The organism is Pseudomonas sp. Arb-4-2C (genome assembly GCF_055755015.1).
In genome coordinates this window covers 3137489-3159597 of record NZ_CM146899.1, presented here as the reverse complement: position 1 = coordinate 3159597, position 22109 = coordinate 3137489, and the positions used below count along the sequence as shown (strand labels likewise).

The following is a 22109-nucleotide window of genomic DNA, read 5'->3' as shown; positions in this document are numbered from 1 at the left end:
CTGCGGGTGCCGTTACTCGCAAAACATGAAGTTTGTGTGACATCCGTTCGGTCGCGGCAGCCGCCAACCGCCTATGTCGTAACAGCAGGTTGTTGCTGACCTGTGGCCATCAAAAGGATCTCGTAGTGATGCTTGCTCGCCCATCCCGCCGCCGTACCGACGTTCAATCTTCCCGACGTGAAGCCGTGGACCCGGCGCTGTGGCTACTCAAGCCGCTGGCGCAGGCCGTGGCGTTGTGCCTGGTGGCGGGCAGCGCGCACGCGCAGACAGCGTTCAGTTCGGGCTGGTTTGCCGCCAAGGGTGCCGCACAGCAATCCGCCGCACGTTCGGGTTCCGGTGCGGGCGGTCTGCCGGGGATGACGCCCCCTTTGGCGCAGCAACAGAGGGCCAATCAGCAATTGCAGCGTTCGTTGCAGACACTCAACAACACGGTGGCGGCGATTGCCGCGCAGCAGGCCGCTCAGGCTGCCGGGCGCGCAGTGGCATCGGGTTCCGTCCAATGGGTGCCGGACGGTCTGGGCGAAGGCGGCTTGAAGGTCGACAACAGCCTCACCCAGGGCTGGCAGAACGCCAAGGGACCGCAGCAGACCCAGGTCGATGGCAAGACCAATGTGCGGATCGAGCAGACCGCCGACAAGGCGATCCTCAACTGGGAAACCTTCAACGTCGGACGCAACACCACGGTCGAGTTCGCCCAGCAGTCGAACTGGGCGGTGCTCAATCGGGTCAACGACCCCAACGCGCGGGCAAGCCAGATCCAGGGCCAGATAAAAGGCGACGGTACGGTGATGCTGATCAACCGTAACGGCATCGTGTTCAGTGGCACCAGTCAGGTCAACGTGCGCAACCTGGTGGCGGCGGCAGCCACTATCACCGACATCCAGTTCAGGGATCGCGGTCTGTACTTCGACAGTAGCGGCAGCCAGCCGACCTTCACGCAAGCCGCCGGCAAGGTCTGGGTGGAGCGCGGCGCTTCGATTCAGACGCATGCTCCCGCCACGTCAACCGATGCCGGCGGCTATGCCTTGTTGCTGGGCAACGAGGTGCAGAACGACGGCAGTATCAACACCGCCAAAGGCCAGACCGTGCTCGGCGCTGGCGATCGTTTCTATATCCGCAAAGGCTCGGGCACCGAGGGCAATGGTTTTTCCACCACCTTCGGCAACGAAGTCATCCCGGGCTTCAAGGCCGACAGCAGCGCCGGCAAGGTCAGCAACAATGGTTTGATCCAGGCGGCCACCGGTGACATCACCCTGACCGGCCACGATGTACAGCAGAACGGTGTGCTGCTGGCCAGCACCTCCGTGTCGACCCGCGGCACCCTTCACTTGCTCAATCCGGCCACTGATACCGGCGGCAGCGTGACGCTGGGGCAGGGCAGTGCCACGGCGATCATGCTCGACAGCAGCGACCTGACGGCACTGGACAGCCAGCACAAAGCCGCGCTGACCGGTGTCAACGCCAACAACAGGGTGCGTGGCGACCAGTCGCGCATCGATATCCAGAGTGGCGGCAGTGTCGAGTTCCAGAACGGTTCGATCACTCTGGCCACCGGCGGCCAGGTCGCCGTCACGGCAGGGCTTCGCAGCCTGGTACGCGATGGTGCGCTGATCGATGTGTCGGGGGCCATGGGCGTGAAGGTCGCCATGCAATCCAACAACATCAAGATCAACGTGCAGGGCAACGAGCAGCGCGATTCGTCGGTCAACCGCGAGAAGGGCGCGCTCAACAGCAATGATGTGTGGGTCGATGTGCGCGAACTGGTATACGTGCCGGCCGGCACCAACGGCTATGCAACCGATCGCTGGTACACCGCCGGCGGACTGCTGGAGGTCGGCGGTTATCTGGGCACCCAGGGCCACGGTGTTGGGGAGTGGATGGCGCAGGGCGGGATGGTCAGTTTTGCCGGCAACGATGTGGTGACCGAAAAAGGCTCGCTGATCAACCTGTCCGGCGGCACCCTGGATGTGCAAAGCGGAGAGATCCGCCAGAGCTGGCTGCGGGGTGCCGATGGGCATTTGTACGAAGTCTCGCGGGCACCGGGGGATGTTCTCTACACCGGGTTGTACAAAGGTTATGAAGACAGCAGCAAACGCTGGGGGCAGACCGACTATTACTTCAGCCCGCTGATTGCCCCGCCCCGTCGCCAGGAGTCGGGTTACACCGTGGGCCGCGATGCCGGGCAACTGGTGATCGCGACCCGCAATGCGCTGCTCGACGGGCAGATGCTCGGGGAGGTCTACCAAGGCGAACGCCAGACCCAGACGCCGCGCGCGGTACTCGACGGTTATGAGCAGAGCCAGACCGCGCTGGCGCGACGCGGGCAGTTGATCGTCGGCAGTTACGACCCGGCCTATGTCGCGTCGGCCGGGGGCTTGTTGTACGGCCTCAATCCATTGCTCGATCACGTGCAGATCGGTGCTGACAAACCAACCGGTGACAGCGTCCCGGATTTGCTCTCGGCAGTGTCCGAGAGCCGCAAGGGCAAGCTGTTGCTCGATGTCGATCAGCTCAATGGATGGCACCTGGGTGCATTGAAGGTTGCGGCCCGGGACCGTATCGACGTCAATCAGGCGCTGGCGGTCGATACCGGAGGCGACATCACCCTGTATGGCCCGGATGTGCAGGTCAATGCCGATCTGATCGCCCGGGGTGGCAGTCTGCACTTGGGCAACGTGCTCAATCAGTTGCAGACCAACTCCACGACCGATACCCAGATCACCGCCCCTGCGGGCCATCCGACCCGGGTGACCGTGGCCAAAGGCGTGCAACTCGATACCCGTGGCGTGTGGAGCAACCTGGCCACCAACCCGGATGACGGTGCGGGCCTGGCTTACTTGAACGGTGGTCTGATTTCGATCCGCAGCAGCGGCGATATCGATGTCCAGGCCGGCAGCCTGCTGGACGTTTCGTCCGGCGGCGCAGTGCTGGCGAACGGCAAGACCCGGGGCGGCAAGGGCGGCAGCCTGACGCTGGAGTCCAGCGCCAACACCGTTGCGGACACGGCGACACTGCGTCTTGATGGCGACTTGAGCGGTTACGGTGTGAGCGGTGGCGGCACGCTGCTGCTGCAAGCCGGCAAGGTGCTGCTCGGCAAGCCGGACGAAAAACTCGCCGATTCGACCCTGCAGTTGTCACCGAGCCTGTTCGAGAAAGGGTTTTCGGCTTACAGCATCATCGGTCTGAACGGGCTGAGCGTCGTCGACGACACACAGATCGACGTCACGATGCCGGTCTATCGTTTCGGGGCTCAGGCGGCGAGCCGGGTCAGCGGCGTCGATCCAGGCACGGCGCTGGAGTTATGGACGCCGACGTTGTTCCAGGAGAACCCGACCAAGGCTGTGTTGACTCAGCGCGGCGGCGCCAGCCTGTCGTTGCAGGCCGGATCGAGCAATCCCAATCTGCTTGATCCGGTCAAGTCCACGCTGGTTGTCGGCACCGGCGCACGGATCAGCGTCGATCCTGGCCAGCGTATCGGCTTGCGCGGGCCCGGACAGATCACCCTGGACGGTGAGCTGAATGCCTGGGGCGGCACCATCGATATTCGCCAGCAGCAGTTCGGTTCGGTGGACCCCGCCGACAGCCAGCAAGAAGCTGCGCGACAGGCGCACAACCGTTCTATCTGGATCGGCGAGCACGCCGTACTGGATGTGGCCGCGCGTGCCGCCACGGCGGTGGATGCACTGGGACGCGTCTACGGTCAGATCGGCAAGGGTGGCAGCATCGTCATCGGTGGTGAGCTTGATGCGAAGAAAGCCACAGCGACCTCTGCCGATGCTTACGTCATCGTGCGCAAGGGCGCCCGCCTGGACGCCTCCGGTGCCGCAGCGGTGCTGGATATTGCCGGGCAGGGGCCGACGGCGGTTGCCACCGATGGTGGACGGATCTCCCTGAGCTCCTACAACGGCCTGTTCCTCGACGGCCAGCTGCGGGCGGCTGCCGGTGGCACCGGCGCTGCCGGCGGTCGACTGGACATTGCCTTGGAAACCCCGTTGTACCGCATTGGTGAGGCCGCTAACGAGGTGCGTCTACCTCGGGAAATCGTGATCGGCCAGGGGCCGGTCGAGTCGCCATTGGCGGCCGGCCTGAAACCCGGAGACGCCGCACCGGGCCTGGTCTACGGACGCACACGATTGAGTGCCGACACCTTGATGAGCGGCGGTTTCGATAATCTCGGGCTGCTGAGCAACGGACTGATTTCATTCGACGGCGATGTCGACTTGCATTTCAATCAGAGCCTGAGCCTGTATGCCGGTGCCTTGTCCCTGGCCGAGCAGGCGAAAGACAATGCCCGCATCAACCTGTCCGCACCTTATCTGCGCCTGATGGGCCCCGGGGTTTATTACGGCTCCAACGCGTTCATTCGTCCAAGGGTCATGAACGCACCGACTCCGAATCTGTCGGCAGCGCAGTTGAATGCGTCGGCCAACCTGCTGGATATCGGCAACAGCCTTTCGTTCGGCACGCTGGGCTCGATTGTGCAACTCAATGCGCCTTCGGTGCAGGTCGGTCGCCGAGGTTTTGCGCAGGTGTCGCTTGCCAGCCAAGGCGACATGCGTTTTCTGGCCTCGACCACACAGCCCCTGACCGACTTGTGGGCGGCGGGCGACCTGAATTTGAGCGCGGCGCAGATCTATCCGGTGTCCGGCGCCAGAGCCAGGGTCAGGGCCGGTTTCCAGCAGGAAACGGCGCCTTCCGACGGCACGCTGCGGATCCTCGCGCAGGGCGCGGCGCCGAGTGCATTGCCTTATTCGGTGTTCGGCGAGCTGACGCTGGCCGCCAGCCGTATCGAGCAGGGCGGGGTGCTGCGTGCGCCGCTGGGTCTGATCACGCTGGGCGAGAGCACCAAGTCGGTGCTGACCCGTGAAATCCATCTGCTGCCCGGCAGCCTTACGTCCGTCAGCGGCGCCGGGCTGGTCATGCCTTACGGCGGCACCACCGACGGCATCGACTACCGCTACAACGGCAACTCCGTGTTGTTGAAAGGCATCGCCGGCCTCTCGGCCGGGGTGACCCTGCAGTCGCAATACGTGGATGTGGCACAAGGTGCGGTGGTCGATCTTTCTGGCGGTGGCGATTTGCGCGGGGCCGGGTTCATTTCGGGGCGCGGCGGCTCCACCGATGCGCGCTATAACCCGCTGGTGCGTAACGCCAGCGACGGCACGTTCAGCCTGCCGGGGCTGGCGAGCAACCCGGTCTATGCCATTGTGCCGGGCGATCAAAGCCTTTATGCGCCGGTGCTCGCGGAGGCGGGGGCGGTCGATCCCCGTGTCGGCCAACGCATCACCATCGGCGTCGGCGTACCGGGCCTGGCGGCAGGAACCTATACCTTGCTGCCATCGACGTTCGCGCTGTTGCCCGGTGCGTTCCGGGTCGAGGTCAATGGCCAGATCGCGGCGGCGCCGGGAAGCGGCGCACTGCCGATGCGCAACGGTTCATGGGCTGCCAGCGGACGGATGTCGATTGCCAATACCGGTCTGCGCGACAGCGTTGACAGTGCGCTCATCCTGACTTCGGCCGATGTCCTGCGCCGTTATTCGCAATACAACGAAACCGGCTTCAGCGCGTTCATCAAGAGCGATGCCGCACGTCGGGGCGTGCCACGGGCATTGGCGCCGATGGACGGCAAAACCCTCGATCTGCGCTTTGAAAGCGCGGCAGATCATGAGGTGGCGCTGGACTTCAACGGCCAGGTGCTGTTCAAGCCAGCGGAGGGCGGCGTGACCGGAACCGCTGTCATTCGCGCCTCGGGCGGTGCCCTCGAAGTGCTGGGGGCAGGGCGGCCACGCACGGAGGATTTCAGTGGCGTTTCGCTGTACGCCGACAGCCTCAATGGCCTGGGGGCCGGACGCTTGGCGATTGGCGCCGTGCCAACGGTGGATTATGGCTCTGGCGGCAATATCGTTTCTTTCGGCAGCAGCAATTCCACCCACATCGTCCTGCGTGAAGGCGCGGTGCTGTCCGCACCGGAGGTGTTGCTGCGAACCCAGAAGACCGACGGTGGCATCACCCTGGAGGCGGGGGCAGGCATCAACACGCTGGATCGCGGTGACGTGCCTTACGACTCCTCCGCCGGATTTGTCTATCAACCCGGGGCCGGCAGCGTGTTGCTGGTGTCCAACGGCCGGACCACGATGCTGGCGCCGGCAAAGGCGGTCGGAACCGATGGCGCGGGCAGCATCCGCATCGGTACTTGCGCGGTCGAACCGTGCACGGCTGCGACGTCGCTGTACTCCAGAGGCAGCATCACCGCAGCCACCGACAATCGCTTCGAACTGGCGGATTCAGTGGGTTTTGGTACACGGCACCTGAGCCTGGCGGTCGGCGCGGTCAATGTCGGGAACGCTCAGGCACTGTCCGACAGTGCGGGACGTGTGCCGCTCGGCCTGACACTCAGCCAGCGCGTGCTCGACCGTCTGCTTCAAGGCGATACCCGGTTCGGTGCGCCGGCACTGGAATCCCTCGGCCTGACGGCTCGGGACGCGTTCAATTTCTTTGGCAGCGTGACGCTCGATACGCTTGACCCACAGACGGGCAGCAGCAAGCTGCAGAACCTGGTGCTGACGACGCCGGCGATCTACGGCCTGGGAGAGGCTGCGGATGTGGCAACCATCCGCACCGCCAGTCTGATCTGGAACGGTGCGCCTCAGGCGCCGGGTGCGGTGGTCAGCGGCGGCGCCGGGACCGGTCGTGGCACGCTGGATATCCAGGCACAACGCATCGAATTCGGCTACGGCCCGAACCCGCAACCGAGCGGGCTGGACCAGAACGATCGTTTGGCACTGGGTTTCGCCAACGTGAATCTGACGGCCAGCGAACGCATTACTGCCAACCACAAAGGCAGCCTCGCGGTTTACCAGGAACAGGGCGCCTACGATCCACTCAAGGGATACGCCTACACCGGCGGCAACCTCAATTTGCGTACACCGCTGTTGACCGGTGAAGCGGCTTCGGTCAACTCACTCAAGGCCGGCGACAGCCTGACCCTGAAGGGCGCCGGTGTTTCCGCAGCGGCCAATGCACTGGGCGCGGAACTGACACTCGATGCCCATGACGTCGTGCTCGAAAGCCGTATCGCGCTGGCCAGCGGCAAGCTGGTAGTCAAGGCCGAAAATGACCTGACCCTGACCGCTGACGCACAACTGGATCTGGCCGGACGTACCTTGCCGTTCAACGATGTGAATAAATACAGCTGGGGCGGCGACGTGTCGCTCTTCAGCCACGGCGGCAATATTCGCCAGGCGGCGGGCTCACGGATCGATCTGTCGGCGCAGAACAACCAGGCCGGCAATCTCAGTGCGGTCGCCTTGGCCGAGAACGCTGGCGTGGTTGATCTGCAGGGGGAAATCCTCGGCGCCAGCAGCGGTTATTACGATGCTGGCGGCACGCGGGTGCCGTACAAGGCCGCGGGTGTGGATATCCGCGCCCGCAATCTGGGAGGTGACCTGAACGGACAATTCGCGGCGCTCAATCAGCGTCTGAACGCCGGGCAAGTGTTCGGCAGCCGCAGTTTCCAGTTCAAAGAGGGCAGCCTGCTGATCGGCGACGGGCTCAAGGCCGGTGAAATCAATGTCTCGGTGGACAATGGCAGCCTTTCGGTGGCCGGTCTGATCGACGCCAGTGGCGAGCGGGTCGGCAGCATCCGGCTGTCTGGCAAAAACGGTCTGACGCTTACCGGCAATGCCATGCTGGACGCCCATGGTCGGGTCCTGCGGGTCGACAGCTACGGCAAGATCATCGACGCCCCGAACCGCGCCATGGTTGAGCTCAATTCCGGCGAGGGATTGCTGACCCTGGCCTCCGGCACCCGGATCGACGTGCGCCACGGCACCGACGCGACGGTGGGCAAACTGCCGGGGCAGAACGACGGGGTGGCGCGCGGTACGCTGGAGCTCAACGCGCCGCGCCTGGGTGTCGGCGACATCGCCATCGATGCCAGCGGTGCGCTGAACATTCAGGGGGCACGCTCCATCGGTCTCAACGGCATGCGTCGTTATACCGATGCGCGTGACGGCGTCGATCCGGCGGCCAGCGGCCGTCCTTACCAAGTGATCGATCAGGCGCTGTTCGATCGCATCGATGGCGACAGCAGCACATTCATCAGTGCCGCGCTGGGTAACAACGACTTGCTGCATCGCAAACTGGCGGGGCTGAACAACGCGACCTATGCCGATGTGTTCCACCTGCGTCCCGGGGTCGAGATTGCCAGCCAAACCGCCGATGGCGATCTGGTGGTGGAAGGCGATATCGACCTGTCGCGCTACCGATATGCCAGCCTCAACCCGCACACGCAGAAAACCTCGGTCTATGGTTCCGGCGAGTCCGGCAGCCTGGTGATGCGTGCCGGTGGCAATCTCGACATTTACGGCAGCATCAACGACGGCTTCGCACCACCACCGGAAACGGTCGACGATGCCGGTTGGAAGCTGCTGCCGGGCGTGCAGCCGTTCGGCGGCGACCTGATCGTGCCGGGCACCGGGGTCACACTGGCCGAGGGCACGCGGTTCCCGGCGGGCATTGCGCTCAATTACGACTTGCCGATACAAGCCGTGACCCTGGTCAGCGGCACATTGCTGCCGACGCAGGCGACGCTGGCTGGCCCTTATTCGCTCAATGCCGGCACTGTGTTGGCCGGCGCGGTGCATGACGCATCGGGCAATCTGCTGTACGCCGCCGGCACGCTGCTCAGCGACAACGTGATCCTGCCTGCCGGCAGTCGCCTGGGGGCCGGTACCCGATTGAACGGTGCGGTTGCGTTGCAGGCCATGCTCTGGCCCAAGGGTGTGCCGTTACCGGGTACGGTCGGTGTGGACAATCAGACGGTCGGGGTGACATTGAGTGGCGCACTGGCGCTGCAGCGCGGTTCGCTGATTCCGTCCATGACCGATGTGGTACTGGCTAGCGGCACGGCATTCATCGAGCTGCGCGGTTATTCCAGCACCACGCAGCAAGGCAGTAACTGGGCCGTGGCGAGCATGCTGCCATCGGGCAGTACGTCCTGGTCGATGCGGGTGGTGGCCGGGTCTGACCTGGAAGCCGCCGACAACCGTGCAGTGAAGCCGTTGACCCGTGAAGGCAACCTGCGCCTGGCCGATACCCATTACGGTTTGAAAGTGGTGGAGAAAAAACTCGATACCACCTGGGCCGACGGCAACCCGATGGGCTATCCGGCCGGGGAGGTGGTGAGCGATGACGAACTGTACCTGTGCGACATCCTGCCGGGTGCCTGCAACGCGCCCGCCAAGTTCCTCTGGGCGGTGGACAACATCGCCGGCATGCCGCCGGGAACACCGGTCACGGATGACGAACTGTTCTGGTGTGATGCCGACCCTAACTCCTGCACACCGAACAAGGGCGGTATTAGCGTTTCACCGCACACCCAGATGTTCAGTGTGTTGCGCACCGGCACCGGTGATCTGGACCTGATGGCCGCCGGCGACCTGAGCATGGATTCGCCCTTTGGCGTCTACACCGCGGGCACTCAGTCCCGGGAGATCGACCCGCGCTTCAACCAGCGCCGGGGCGCGCTCACGGATAACGGCTCAGTGCTCGGCAGCAAAGGCGCCGACTATGAAAAGTGGGTCGATGGCGGCAGCGACAGTCTTTATCAGGCCTGGTACCCGGAACTGGGCGGTAACCTGACGATCAATGCGGGCGGCTCGGTCTCGGGGGATACCCTGGGGCGTCGCGGATTCATTCGTGATGCGAACCTGCGCGAACAGGTTTCCAGTGTCTCGGTGGGTAACTGGTTGTGGCGGCAGGGGACGGGCAGCAACGACGTACCGACGGCCTGGTGGATCAACTTCGGCAGCTATGCCACGCAGCCTTTGCCCGACCCGGACTTTGACACCGGCCCTTATCTGGTGGGGTTCACCGGATTCGGCGCACTGGGCGGTGGCAACGTCAGCCTGCGCGCCGCAGGCGATGGCGGCATGCTCAAGTCGTTGGGCGACAGCAGCCTGAATCCACGCAGTCAGGGGCTGATCGTGGCGGTTGGCAGCACCGGCAGAGTGGGCAGCGACGGCAGCCTGCAACTGACTGGTGGCGGCGACATGGACATCCGGATCGGCGGCACGTTGAACCCGTCATTACGGGCGCGGGCAGGGGAAAGCGGTACGGGCGCACCGAATCACGATCTGCAGGGGGCATTGATCAACCTGCGCGGTGCGGCGCAATTGTCGGGCGGTGCGCTGGGCGGTATCAATCTGCAATACGGTGCCTTCGCTTCCCTCCAGGACCCTCGTGAAACCCGGGCCTTCGATCCGTTCACCTCGACGCTTGGCAGTGCGTCCGGTGGCCTGGTGCTGATACCGGGTGACTCCGGCATGCGCCTGGCTACCCGTGGCGATCTTGTACTGGGCGGTGCGGTCGACCCGGGACGGGTGCGCCTGCAGAACTCCACAGCGTTCACCGATACCAGTGGCGTCGCCCATGACGGTGGCGGATTGGCAGGTTTCTCGCTGTGGACCAACCACACGGCCATCGATCTGTTCTCGGCGGGGGGCAACCTGACGCCTGGCACACAACTGGGTGAAACCGACACTCAGGGCCCATTGGCCAGCCGCAATACTTCGCCCACTGACGGACGTTTCATCTACCCATCGATCCTGCGCGCGGTGGCGGGGCAGGGCTCGATCTATGCCGGCCCGTCGGCCACCTACCGGGCAAGCGGATTTTCCGCCGCGGCGGCTTACTCGATCGTGCTGGCCCCTTCCAGCGACGGGCAACTGGAAATGCTGGCCGGACACTCGATCTATGCCGGCGGCTACGCGATCAACCAGTCTGGCGCCAGTCTGTCCGCCATCGCCACGCCGTTCGCGCCGGCGTTTACCGGTTATGCGCAATACGGTTCCAGCAGGCCGGACATGAGCAACTACAACAGCGACGGCATTGCCCCGAGTCTGAACGTGCGTTATCCGTTGTTTGCATTCGGTGCCGACAGTTACTCGGGAACCAGCGGCGTTCAGGCACCTGCCCGCTTCTACGCACTGACCGGCGATCTGGTGGGCATTCGCAGCGGCGAAACCTTGCGTTTCGGCACCTCGCTGCGCACCTGGTACGAAAGCGCTGCGCCTGTCTGGATGCTGGCCGGACGCGATATCGTGGCGTCCGGCACCAACCTGGGCCAACCGGCAACGGCGCCGTCGGAAATCGGCTGGAACAACGAAGCCATTTCATCGTCAGGCAACCTGCTGATTCACAACGATCTGCATGATGTTTCGCGGATTTCCGCCGGTCGCGACATCCTGTACAGCAGCTTCGATATCGCAGGGCCGGGGCTTCTGGATATCAACGCCGGACGCAATATCCTGATGGAGGATCGCGCCGGCATCACCAGCATCGGGCCGGTCGCCGCAGGCGATCATCGTTCCGGTGCAAGCATCGTGATGCAGGCCGGCGCAGGCGCACAGGGACCGGATTATTCACGGTTCATCGCCCGTTACCTGAGCCCGCAGAACCTCGCCGACCCGAACGCGGCCCTCAACGGCCAACCGGGCAAAGTGGTCAAGACCTACCTCGACGAACTGCAGAGCTGGCTGACTCTCGGCTACGGCTTCAGCGGCAACGCAGAACAGGCACAAGCCTTCTTCGCCGCACTGCCAGGGACCGAGCAGGCGATCTTCGCCCGCCAGGTGTACTTCGCCGAACTGCGCGCCGGCGGCCTGGAATACAACGATGCCGACGGCCCGCGCAAAGGCAGCTACCTGCGTGGCCGCAACGCCATTGCTTCGCTGTTCCCAACCACCGACGTGGCGGGCAATCCGATCCGCTACGACGGCGACATCACGCTGTACGGCGGCGCGGGGGTCAAGACCCTGTTCGGCGGCGATATCCAGATGCTCACGCCGGGCGGCGGTCAGGTGTTCGGCATCGAAGGCGCGGCGCCGCCGTCCACGGCGGGGATCATCACCCAGGGCTCGGGCAACATTCAGCTCTACTCCGAGGGCAGCATTCTGCTCGGGCAGAGCCGGATCATGACCACCTTCGGTGGCTCGATTCTCGGCTGGTCCGCCAAGGGTGACATCAACGCCGGTCGCGGCTCGAAAACCACCGTGGTCTACACCCCGCCCAAACGCGTCTACGACACCTGGGGCAACGTGACCCTGTCGCCATCGGTGCCGAGCACCGGCGCCGGTATCGCCACGCTCAACCCGATTGCCGAAGTGGCGCCGGGCGACATCGACCTGATCGCGCCGCTGGGCACCATTGATGCGGGCGAGGCGGGGATTCGCGTATCGGGCAACGTCAACATCGCCGCGCTGACCGTGGTCAATGCCGCCAACATCGCGGTGCAAGGCAAGACCAGTGGCGTCCCGATAGTGGCAGCGGTGAACACCGGGGCGATCACCTCGGCCAGTTCCGCTGCCTCTTCAGCCACGCAAGCGGCAGAAGACGTGGCACGCCAACAGCAAGCGGCGGCGCGACAGAACCAGGCGTCGGTGTTCACGGTGCAGGTGCTGAGCTTCGGCAACGAACAACTCGCCCCGTCCCGCGATGGCGCCAGCCGTGCGCCGGCCACTGGATACAACCCGAACAGCCCGGTGCAAGTGCTGGGGGCAGGGGTGCTGGATGAACAGGCCAAACAACAGTTGACCGAGGAAGAGCGCGGACAACTGACGCTGTAAAAGACTCTCGTGCAGTACTTTGGGCGGCCACTGGGTCGCCCTTTTTTTGAGCGGCGTGGGGGCCTTGGGGATACGCTTGTCGTCCATGCGCAAGGTTCCCGGCGTTGAGTGCGCGCATCTCGGCCATCAGCTGTTTGTGGGGGATGTCGGGCCAGGAACCCGCGATCGTGGTTGACGGCCTGCTCGCGAAGACGTCTGAACATTCAACACCGAGGTCGACTGAACCGGCGCATTCGCGAGCAAGCCCGCTCCCACTGGGGCATCTCGTTGCAGGTCAGAAGGCGTAGGGGATGCTGACCTTGGCCCAGAGCATGTCGCCCTCTGGCCGGTTCTCCACGTCAAATTCCCTGGCCCAGCGAATCTCCGCGCTGGCGTACTTGAGAAAGGTCAGGTGCAGCGCCGGACCTATCGCGAACACCTGGCCGCGTACGCCGTCGTCCACATCCTGCCCGGCGAACTGCACGGTGTGGCCGTACTGTTTGTCGTCGGTGGTCTGCTTGAGGTAGTAGCCGTTGAGGCCCAGCATCAGGTCGTCGGTGATCTTGAAACTGGCCGAATAATCGAAGTGGAAGATCTGCCCGGATTTGTAATCGGTGTCCTTGTTCTTCTCGTTGAAGCTGTAGGTGGTCTTCATCGACACTTCGGTCTTGTCGGTGGGCAGCCAGGTGAAGGAGAACAATGGCTTGTAGGTGTAGAAGTTGTTGCTGGTGTTGGCCAGCCGATCAACGCTGTATTCGCCGGTGGGCACGGTGACTTCGAGGGCGGCGCCGAGGGTCAGGTTTTTGCCCATGTCCCACAGGATGATCGGCGCGACGGTGGTGTCGCCCATGCCTTCGCGGGTATCGCTGAGGCCGTATACCGAGACTTCCTGCTTCAGCCAGGGCTGGGCGATGTAGCCGGCCAGACGTCCGCCGAACACTCGCACCGGGCTCAGGTAATCGAGGCGCGGGATGACCGCAGTGGACTCGATGTCGACATTCGGCACCTTGCCGCCCAACGAACTGATGTTGAGCTTCGTCGACTTGTAATGGTTGTAGTAGAGGTTGAACGCGACCATGTTCTCCGGAAGGCTGTCGACTTCCAGCGGCAGCATGAAGAAACCGTCGGTGCCGGGGCCGATGTTGTCGACGCCGGCTTCGGTGGCCAGGGCCGGAAGGGTCGCGGTGCAACCGAGCAATGTCAGTGCCAGACGCAAGGGGAGTGGGGCGCGGTTCGGGCTCATGGCTGTCCTCGTTATTATTGTGGTGGGACGTGGCGCCGCACGCAGAACGCCCGGCACCATAGAAATAAGCGCTTGGCGTGCGCCGGGGCAGGGTATTGGCGGACAGTTAGGGGGACTTCTGCGGACAGTAGGCAAACCCTGTGCTAACTTCCTTCGACATAACCGGTTACAAAAATAACAATCAAGCGTGATCCGGAATGTCAGCCCCCATGAACGTAAAAGTCCAAGACCCGACCTTCGAAATGGCGCTGGTGTCGCCGTTCCTCCTGCAAACCCTCGCCGAAGTCGTGCAGAACAAGGGCATCGACCCGGAAAGCCTGTGCCGTGGCCTGGGCTTCACGCTTGAAGATCTGCAGGATCCGGCGCAACGGATTTCCTATCGCCAGGCCGTGGCGATGATTCAGCGCGCGCTCAAAGTGTTGCCCAATCAGGGCCTCGGTCTGTGGGTGGGCGCGCAGAATGTGCTGGGTACGCTGGGGCTGCTCGGGCATGTGTTGTCGCTGTGCAAGACCTTGCGCGATGCCTTTGCCTTGGGGATTCGTCATCAGCACACCTCCGGCGGGATCGTGGTGTCGAGTGTTGATGTGGTGGGCGCTCAGGTGCACCTCGATGCCGAGTGCCGCTTGCCGTTCGCTGAAGTTCAGGTGTTCGCCGTCGAGGAGTTTTTCGCCAGCCTGCTGGTGTATGGCCGGGCACTGGCCGGCAGCGAATTCAAGCCGATCGCCGTGGAGTTCGTGCACGCCGCGCCGGACTATCTGAGCGAATACCACCGCTTGCTCGGGCCAGACGTACGCTTCGGCTGCCTGCACAACCGCATGCTGATCGATGTGCAGTGGCTGGACGTGAACCTGCCCAATCATCACTCTCTGGCGCTGCGTCAGGCTGTGGCCCTGCTGGAGCTGGAAGCGGCGCAGGTGCACCAGAAGCTCGATCTGATTCAGGCGGTGGAACGGGCGATTGCCCGGGACCTGAGCCGGGGCAGCCATATCGAGAAGATCGCCGGCGACCTGAACATGAGCAGCCGCACCTTGCGTCGCCGCCTGACCGAACACGCACTGACCTTCGAGGCTTTACTGGAACAGGTGCGTCAGGCACGGACGATGAGTCTGCTGGCCAATCCGGACATGCCGATCGAGCGCATCACCGAGGAGGTCGGCTACAGCGACGTGCGCAGTTTTCGTCGGGCGTTCAAACGCTGGACGGGAATGAGCCCGAGTGCGTGGCGCACCGAGAGCGCTGCCGCTATTTAGAGGATCAAAGGATCGCAGCCTGCTTCAACCCCACAAATCCTCCGGCTACAGGTAAACTCCCGCGCACTTTCCCAAGGAGTTCACATGAGTTACTACCAGCCGGGCATCCTCGCCACCCCAGTTCCTGCGCAAGCAAGTCACCTGTTTTTCGCCCTTGAATCGGTAGAAGCACTGCCGCAGGCGATCGACAATCTGCTGAACCTGGTGGACGGCAAGTCGGCGGTGGTCGGTTTCGGTGAGTCCCTGACCAAGGCCCTGAACGTGCAGGTTGAAGGCCTGCGCAGCTTTCCGGCCATGACCGGTGTCGGCGTGGAAAACCCGTCGACCCAGCACGCGCTGTGGGTCTGGCTGCACGGTGTCGACCGGGGTGATCTGCTCAATCGCTGCAACGCCTTCGAAGTTGCGCTGGCCCCGGCCTTGCGTCTGGTGCAGGCTCAGGAAGCCTTCCGCCACAAGGATGGCCACGACCTGACCGGCTACGAAGACGGCACCGAGAACCCGCACGACGAAGCCGCTATCGCTGCTGCACTGCAAAACGAGGGCGGTGAAGGTCTGGTCGGCGGCAGTTTCGCCGCGATTCAGCAGTGGCAGCACGATCTGAAGGGTTTCCATAAGCTGTCCGCCGGTGACAAGGACAACATCATGGGCCGTCGTCTGAGCGACAACGAAGAGATCGACGACGCGCCAGTCTCCGCCCACGTCAAACGAACCGCGCAGGAAAGCTTCGCCCCGGAAGCGTTCGTCGTGCGCCGTTCGATGCCGTGGATCGAAGGTGATCGCGCCGGCCTGATGTTCCTCGCTTTCGGCTTCTCGCTGGATGCTTTCGAAGCGCAACTGCGCCGAATGAGCGGTCTGGAAGACGGTATCACCGATGGCCTGTATCGCATCAGCCGGCCGATCACCGGCGGCTACTACTGGTGCCCTCCGCTCAAGGATGGCCACCTCGACCTGCGCGCCCTGCGTATCGGCTGAGGTTTATCAAACAAGCGGAGGGGATGACCATGGACGTGGTGCGTTGGGGCATGATCGGTTGCGGCAGCGTCGCCGAGCACAAGAGCGGGCCGGCTTTCTACAAGGCGCCCGGCTCGGCGCTGGTGGCGGTGATGGGGCGGCGCCTGGAGGCAGCGAGTGATTACGCCGCGCGCCATGGCATCGCCCGGGTTTGCACCGACGTCGATGCGCTGATCAACGACCCCGAGGTGGACGCGGTATACATCGCCACGCCACCGGACAGTCACCACGCCTACAGCCTGAAAGTCGCTGCCGCCGGCAAGCATTGCTGCGTCGAGAAACCGATGGCGCTGAACGCCGGGCAAAGCCGCGAAATGCAGCAGGCGTTTGCCGATGCCGGCCTGCATTTGTTTGTGTCCTACTATCGCCGTTCGTTGCCGCGCTTTGCACAGGTTCGGCAATGGCTGGCGCAGGGCCGCATCGGTGAGGTGCGGCACCTGAGCTGGACACTGACCAAGGCCCCCTCGGCGGCGGATCTGGACGGCAGCGCCAACTGGAGAACCGACCCGAGCGTGGCCGGTGGCGGTTACTTCGCCGACTTGGCGAGCCACGGTTTTGACCTGTTCCAGTACCTGCTTGGCGACATCGTCGAAGTCGCCGGCTTCACTGCCCGGCAAGCGGGTCTGTATGCCGCCGAAGACGCAGTCAGCGCCTGTTGGCGGTTCGCCTCTGGCGCGCTGGGCATGGGCTGCTGGAGCTTTGTTGCGGATCGGCGCGAGGATCGGGTCGAGATTATCGGCAGCCACGGGCGGATCGGCTTCTCGGTGTTTGACGAGCATCCGGTGCAGCTGTTCGCCGATGAACAGATCAGCCTGGAAATCCCGCATCACGAGCATATTCAGTGGCATCACGTGTTGGGGATGAATGCACACATTCGGGGTGATTCAAAGCATCCAGCCGTCGCCGAACAAGCCCTCAAGACCGACTGGGTCATGGACCAGATCCTCAAACGCCACTGACCCCCCAGATCACAACACCCTTTCCCTGTGGAAGGGCACCTGTATTCCCGGCAGCTCCTGCACTTTGCTCCAAGGCACCAAGCCACACACTCGACCCCTGACACACCACAAAACCCCTGTGGGAGTGGGCTTGCTCACGAAAGCGGTGTGTCATTCACCGATGATGTCGCTGACCCACCGCCTTCGGGAGCAAGCCCCCTCCCACAGGAATCTGTATTCCAGACAGCTCCTGCACTTTGCTCCGAGGCACCAAGCCACACACTCGACCCTGACACACCACAAATCCCCTGTGGGAGTGGGCTTGCTCACGAAAGCGGCATGTCATTCACCGATGATGTCTCTGACCCACCGCCTTCGGGAGCAAGCCCCTTCCCACAGGGGAACTGTATTCCAGACAGCTCCTGCACTTTGCTCCGAGGCAACAAGCCACACACTCGACCCCTGACACACCACAAAACCCCTGTGGATTTGGTGGTGTGTCCTGCATCTAAGGTTATGCCCAAACAATATTTCTCAAGCTTGTCATAACGTCTCTAAGATCACGTCATAACTCGTTATGACAAGTGATCCCTGATGACCGATAACGTACTTTCCCTGAGCAGTGTTCCGCTGCACACCCAGTTGCGCGATGTCCTGCGCGCACGCATTCTCGATGGTGAATACCCGCAAGACAGCCAGATGCCCTCCGAAAGCGAGCTCGGCGCGCTGTTCAAAGTCAGCCGCATCACCGTGCGCCAGGCGTTGGGTGATCTGCAGAAAGAAGGCTTGATCTTCAAGATCCATGGCAAGGGCACCTTCGTCGCCAAGCCGAAAACCTTCCAGAACGTCAGCAGCCTGCAAGGCCTCGCCGAGTCCATGACCGGGCGTGGCTACGAGGTGATCAACCGCCTGCGCAGCTTCAAATTCATCCCCGCCGACAAACGTGTGGCCGAGCGTCTGCAAGTCGCCGAAGGCGAGACCGTGGCGCAGATCAAACGCGTCCGGCTGATCAACCGTGAGCCGATTTCGCTGGAAATCACCTACCTGCCCAAAGCCATCGGTGAGCGACTGGAGAAGGCTGATCTGGTCACGCGCGACATCTTCCTGATCCTCGAAAACGACTGCGGCATCGCCCTCGGCCACGCCGATCTGGCCATCGACGCGGTACTCGCCGACAGCGACCTGACCCAGGCGCTGAACGTCGAGGCCGGTTCGCCGATCATGCGCATCGAACGTCTGACCCACGACGCCAACGGCCAGCCGCTGGACTTCGAACACCTGTACTACCGTGGCGATGCGTTCCAGTACCGCCTGCGGATCGACCGGCAAAAAGGGGCCTGACCATGACGCACAACACCCTGGAACAGGAATACGACATCGTCGTGATCGGCGGCGGCACCGCTGGCCCGATGGCCGCGATCAAGGCCAAGGAAAAAAACAAGGAGCTGCGCGTGCTGCTGGTGGACAAGGCCAACGTCAAACGCAGCGGCGCGATCAGCATGGGCATGGACGGCCTGAACAACGCGATCATCCCCGGCCACTCGACGCCAGAGCAGTACACCAAGGAAATCACCATCGCCAACGACGGCATCGTCAATCAGGCGGCGGTCTACGCCTACGCGACGCACAGCTTTGAAACCATCGAGCAACTGGATCGCTGGGGCGTGAAGTTCGAGAAGGACGAGACCGGCGATTATGCGGTGAAAAAAGTCCACCACATGGGCGCCTATGTGCTGCCGATGCCGGAAGGGCATGACATCAAGAAAGTCCTTTACCGCCAGTTGAAACGCGCGCGGGTGAGCATCACCAATCGCCTGGTCTGCACCCGTTTGCTGACCGACGAGGAGGGCACCGTCAACGGCGTGATGGGTTTCGATTGCCGCACCGCCGACTTCCATGTGATCAAGGCCAAGGCGGTGATCCTCGCGTGCGGCGCGGCCGGTCGCTTGGGGCTGCCGTCCTCGGGCTATCTGATGGGCACCTACGAAAACCCGACCAATGCCGGCGACGGCTACGCGATGGCGTATCACGCCGGGGCCGAGCTGGCGAACCTCGAATGCTTCCAGATCAACCCGTTGATCAAGGACTACAACGGCCCGGCCTGCGCCTACGTCACCGGTCCCTTGGGTGGCTACACCGCCAACAACAAGGGCGAACGCTTCATCGAGTGCGACTACTGGAGCGGGCAGATGATGTGGGAGTTCCATCAGGAACTGGAAAGCGGCAACGGCCCGGTGTTCCTCAAACTCGATCACCTGGCCGAGGAAACCATCCAGAACATCGAGGAAATCCTGCACAGCAACGAACGCCCGAGTCGTGGCCAGTTCCACGCCAATCGTGGCACCGATTACCGCACGCAGATGGTCGAGATGCACATCTCGGAGATCGGTTTCTGCAGCGGTCACTCGGCGTCCGGGGTGTGGGTCAACGAACGTGCCGAGACGTCGGTGAAAGGCTTGTACTCGGCGGGCGACATGGCTGCGGTGCCGCACAACTACATGCTCGGCGCATTCACCTACGGCTGGTTTGCCGGGCACAACGCGGCAGACTTCGTCGCCGGGCGCGAATTTTCTGCGCTGGACGCGGGGCAGATCGAAAAGGAAAAAGCCCGAGTCTACGCACCGCTCGATCGCGAGCACGGCCTGCCGCCGGCGCAGGTCGAATACAAGCTGCGGCGCTTCGTCAGCGACTACCTGCAACCGCCGAAAGTGACCAGGAAGATGCAGATCGGCTTGCAGCGCTTCAGCGACATCGAACGCGACCTCGATCAGATGAAGGCCAGCAACGCCCACGAACTGATGCGCGCGATGGAAACCAGCGTGATCCGCGACTGCGCCGAAATGGCCGCGCGCGCTTCGCTGTTCCGCGCCGAGAGCCGTTGGGGCCTGTACCACTATCGGGTTGATCACCCTCAGCGCAACGACAGTGAATGGTTCTGCCACTGTCACTTGAAGAAGGGTGAAGACGGCCGGATGACCAGTTTCAAGAAGCCCGTCGAGCCGTACATCATTCCGCTTGATGCCGAAGAAATGCAGGCCTACGACCGCTTGCGGGTGGGCGCTTTCGCCGCTTGATACATCAATTCTCAGAGAGCCCGAACCATGGCCTATCAAGCCCAGGAAATCTTCTTCCGCTCCAACGCCCCGGTCACCGTGGATGAGGACAAATGCATTGCCGAAAAGGGCTGCACCGTGTGCGTCAACGTCTGCCCGATGGACTTGCTGGCGATCAACCCGGCCACGCAAAAGGCCTACATGGCCTTCGACGAATGCTGGTACTGCATGCCTTGCGAAAAAGACTGCCCGACCGGTGCCGTCAAAGTCGACATCCCTTATCTATTGCGTTGACCAGTAGTCCGCTTTCGCGAGCAGGCTCGCTTCCACAGTGGATAGAAGCCAACCGCAAATAGTGAGTACACCGAAAATCCTGTGGGAGCGAGCCTGCTCGCGAAAAGGCCCACGGACAGCCCAAAAGCCATCCGGAAACACCGGACGCCGAATTCACCCGACACCCCCTCGTTTCCCACCGCGCCCTGATCGCGGCGGAGACGAACATCCAATCAACGATTCGAGGGGAAACACACCATGTTGCGTGCAGCAATCGCCGGTCTGGTACTGGCTTCATTGTCCTTGTCGGCCTGGGCCGAAACCATTCGCATCGCCATCGGCACCCAGGACACCACCATCAACTGCGCCGCTGGCGGTCTGTTGATTCGTGAACTCGGTCTGCTCGACAAATACCTGCCGCACGACGGCGCCTACAAAGATGCGAAGTACGACGTGCAGTGGAAAAACTTCACCAGTGGTGCACCGCTGACCAACGAGATGGTCGCCGGCAAACTCGACTTCGGTGCCATGGCCGATTTCCCCGGGGCGTTCAATGGTGTGGCGTTCGAGACCGCTGGCAAGCACAGCCTGTTCATCAGCGTGCTGTCGGGCAGCATCAAGGGCAGCGGCAACGGCATCGTCGTGCCGAGCGCGTCGGGCGTGCAGGCGCTGAGCGAACTCAAAGGCAAGACCATCTCGGTGCCATTCGCCTCGACAGCCCACGGCATGTTGCTGCGCGCCGTGGCCGAGCAGGGCTGGGACCCGCTCAAAGATGTGAACATCATTGCCCAGCCACCGGAAGTCGCCGGCTCGGCGTTGCAGGCCGGCAAGATCGACGCCCACGCCGATTTCGTGCCGTTTGCCGAACTGTTCCCCAGCCGTGGTTTCGCCCGCAAGATCTACGACGGCGCCCAGGCCAACGCGCCGACGTTCCACGGTGCACTGGTGGATCAGGCCTACGCGAAACAGTACCCGGAGATCGTCGTCGCCTACCTGCGGGCGAGTATCGAGGCCAATCAGTTGCTGGCCGCCGAGCCTGAGAAGTACAGCGAGTTGATCGCCAAAGTCACCGGCGTCGATGCCGAGGTCAACTACCTGTTCCACGGCGCGCTGGGCGTGCAGACCCGCGACCTGAGCTGGAAGCCGGAATACCGTCAGGCAGTGGGCACCGCCATCGACACCCTGAAGTTGCTGAAAAAAGCCGATCGCGGCCTCGACCTGAACACCTTCATCGACGATCAGTACATCCGCGCGGCGTTCAAGGCGTCGAATCTGGATTACACCGCGCAACTCGCCAACTACGCGCAGACCCCACTGAAGGCTACAGATGCCGCGACGGGCAAAGCCATCACTGATGTCAGCCACGTCGCCGAAATCTGGGTGCGCGGCGAAGACAAGGTGCGCCAGTACGCCTGCGCCGAATCGGCCTTCACCGCGCTCGCCGCTTTGAAACAGGAAGGCAAAAACATCCGCGCCGTGTATGCGCAGGCGAGTGACAGCGGGATCAAGCTGCTCGCCGATCAGGCGTGGTTTGCCAGCGATGCCAAGGGCCGCCTGAGTGCGTTCCTGCTCAAAGGCCAGGCGCAGCAGTTTGCGGCGGCGCAGGGCGGCAAGGTCTTCGACTTTACCGATGCCACCACCCAGGCTGTGGCCACGCGTTAACCCACAGAACACCTCGGTCAACTGTGGGAGGGAGCAAGCCCCTCCCACAGGGGATCTGGGTTGAGAGGAAAATT

The 22109-nt window shown here is 63.1% G+C and carries 9 protein-coding genes; 8 read left to right on the top strand and 1 reads right to left on the bottom strand.

Annotated features, from left to right (window positions below):
* Nucleotides 1–128 precede the first annotated feature (128 nt).
* A complete protein-coding gene (locus tag AC0J41_RS13970; protein ID WP_473015958.1) occupies nt 129–12626 on the top strand; it encodes a filamentous haemagglutinin family protein in 12498 nt (4165 codons plus the stop codon).
* 274 nt (nt 12627–12900) lie between these two features.
* On the opposite strand, the gene AC0J41_RS13965 is transcribed toward AC0J41_RS13970, so the two are convergent.
* Entirely contained in the window at nt 12901–13848 is a 948-nt protein-coding gene (locus AC0J41_RS13965; protein WP_473015957.1) for a SphA family protein, read from the bottom strand.
* 209 nt (nt 13849–14057) lie between these two features.
* Between AC0J41_RS13965 and AC0J41_RS13960 the strand changes: the two genes are divergently transcribed.
* The 7 genes from AC0J41_RS13960 to AC0J41_RS13930 all read left to right on the top strand — a co-directional run bounded on the left by AC0J41_RS13960 (nt 14058) and on the right by AC0J41_RS13930 (nt 22035).
* Nucleotides 14058–15098 carry an AraC family transcriptional regulator gene (locus AC0J41_RS13960; protein ID WP_473015956.1) on the top strand — a complete coding sequence of 347 codons (1041 nt, stop codon included), beginning with the start codon at nt 14058–14060 and terminating at the stop codon, nt 15096–15098.
* A gap of 84 nt (nt 15099–15182) precedes the next feature.
* On the top strand, nt 15183–16070 hold the full coding sequence (locus tag AC0J41_RS13955; protein WP_473015955.1) for a Dyp-type peroxidase: 888 nt from the start codon (nt 15183–15185) through the stop codon (nt 16068–16070).
* Between the two features lie 29 nt (nt 16071–16099).
* Nucleotides 16100–17068, top strand: coding sequence for a Gfo/Idh/MocA family protein (locus tag AC0J41_RS13950; protein WP_473015954.1), 969 nt, complete (start codon nt 16100–16102; stop codon nt 17066–17068).
* Nucleotides 17069–17641: 573 nt separating this feature from the next.
* Nucleotides 17642–18388: a GntR family transcriptional regulator gene (locus AC0J41_RS13945; protein WP_025109851.1), complete on the top strand. Its 747-nt coding sequence runs from the start codon at nt 17642–17644 to the stop codon at nt 18386–18388.
* A 2-nt stretch (nt 18389–18390) separates the two neighbouring features.
* Nucleotides 18391–20121: a fumarate reductase/succinate dehydrogenase flavoprotein subunit gene (locus tag AC0J41_RS13940; protein WP_473015953.1), complete on the top strand. Its 1731-nt coding sequence runs from the start codon at nt 18391–18393 to the stop codon at nt 20119–20121.
* A gap of 27 nt (nt 20122–20148) precedes the next feature.
* Complete coding sequence (locus AC0J41_RS13935; RefSeq protein ID WP_473015952.1) at nt 20149–20394, top strand: 4Fe-4S dicluster domain-containing protein; 246 nt, start codon at nt 20149–20151, stop codon at nt 20392–20394.
* A 237-nt stretch (nt 20395–20631) separates the two neighbouring features.
* A complete protein-coding gene (locus tag AC0J41_RS13930) occupies nt 20632–22035 on the top strand; it encodes an ABC transporter substrate-binding protein (RefSeq protein ID WP_473015951.1) in 1404 nt (467 codons plus the stop codon).
* Nucleotides 22036–22109: the final 74 nt, after the last annotated feature.

Excerpts from the sequence above, each read along its gene's own strand:
- AC0J41_RS13970 (WP_473015958.1), top strand. The coding sequence starts at position 129 with ATGCTTGCTCGCCCATCCCGCCGCCGTACCGACGTTCAATCTTCCCGA.
- AC0J41_RS13965 (WP_473015957.1), bottom strand. The coding sequence starts at position 13,848 with ATGAGCCCGAACCGCGCCCCACTCCCCTTGCGTCTGGCACTGACATTG.
- AC0J41_RS13960 (WP_473015956.1), top strand. The coding sequence starts at position 14,058 with ATGAACGTAAAAGTCCAAGACCCGACCTTCGAAATGGCGCTGGTGTCG.
- AC0J41_RS13955 (WP_473015955.1), top strand. The coding sequence starts at position 15,183 with ATGAGTTACTACCAGCCGGGCATCCTCGCCACCCCAGTTCCTGCGCAA.
- AC0J41_RS13950 (WP_473015954.1), top strand. The coding sequence starts at position 16,100 with ATGGACGTGGTGCGTTGGGGCATGATCGGTTGCGGCAGCGTCGCCGAG.
- AC0J41_RS13945 (WP_025109851.1), top strand. The coding sequence starts at position 17,642 with ATGACCGATAACGTACTTTCCCTGAGCAGTGTTCCGCTGCACACCCAG.
- AC0J41_RS13940 (WP_473015953.1), top strand. The coding sequence starts at position 18,391 with ATGACGCACAACACCCTGGAACAGGAATACGACATCGTCGTGATCGGC.
- AC0J41_RS13935 (WP_473015952.1), top strand. The coding sequence starts at position 20,149 with ATGGCCTATCAAGCCCAGGAAATCTTCTTCCGCTCCAACGCCCCGGTC.
- AC0J41_RS13930 (WP_473015951.1), top strand. The coding sequence starts at position 20,632 with ATGTTGCGTGCAGCAATCGCCGGTCTGGTACTGGCTTCATTGTCCTTG.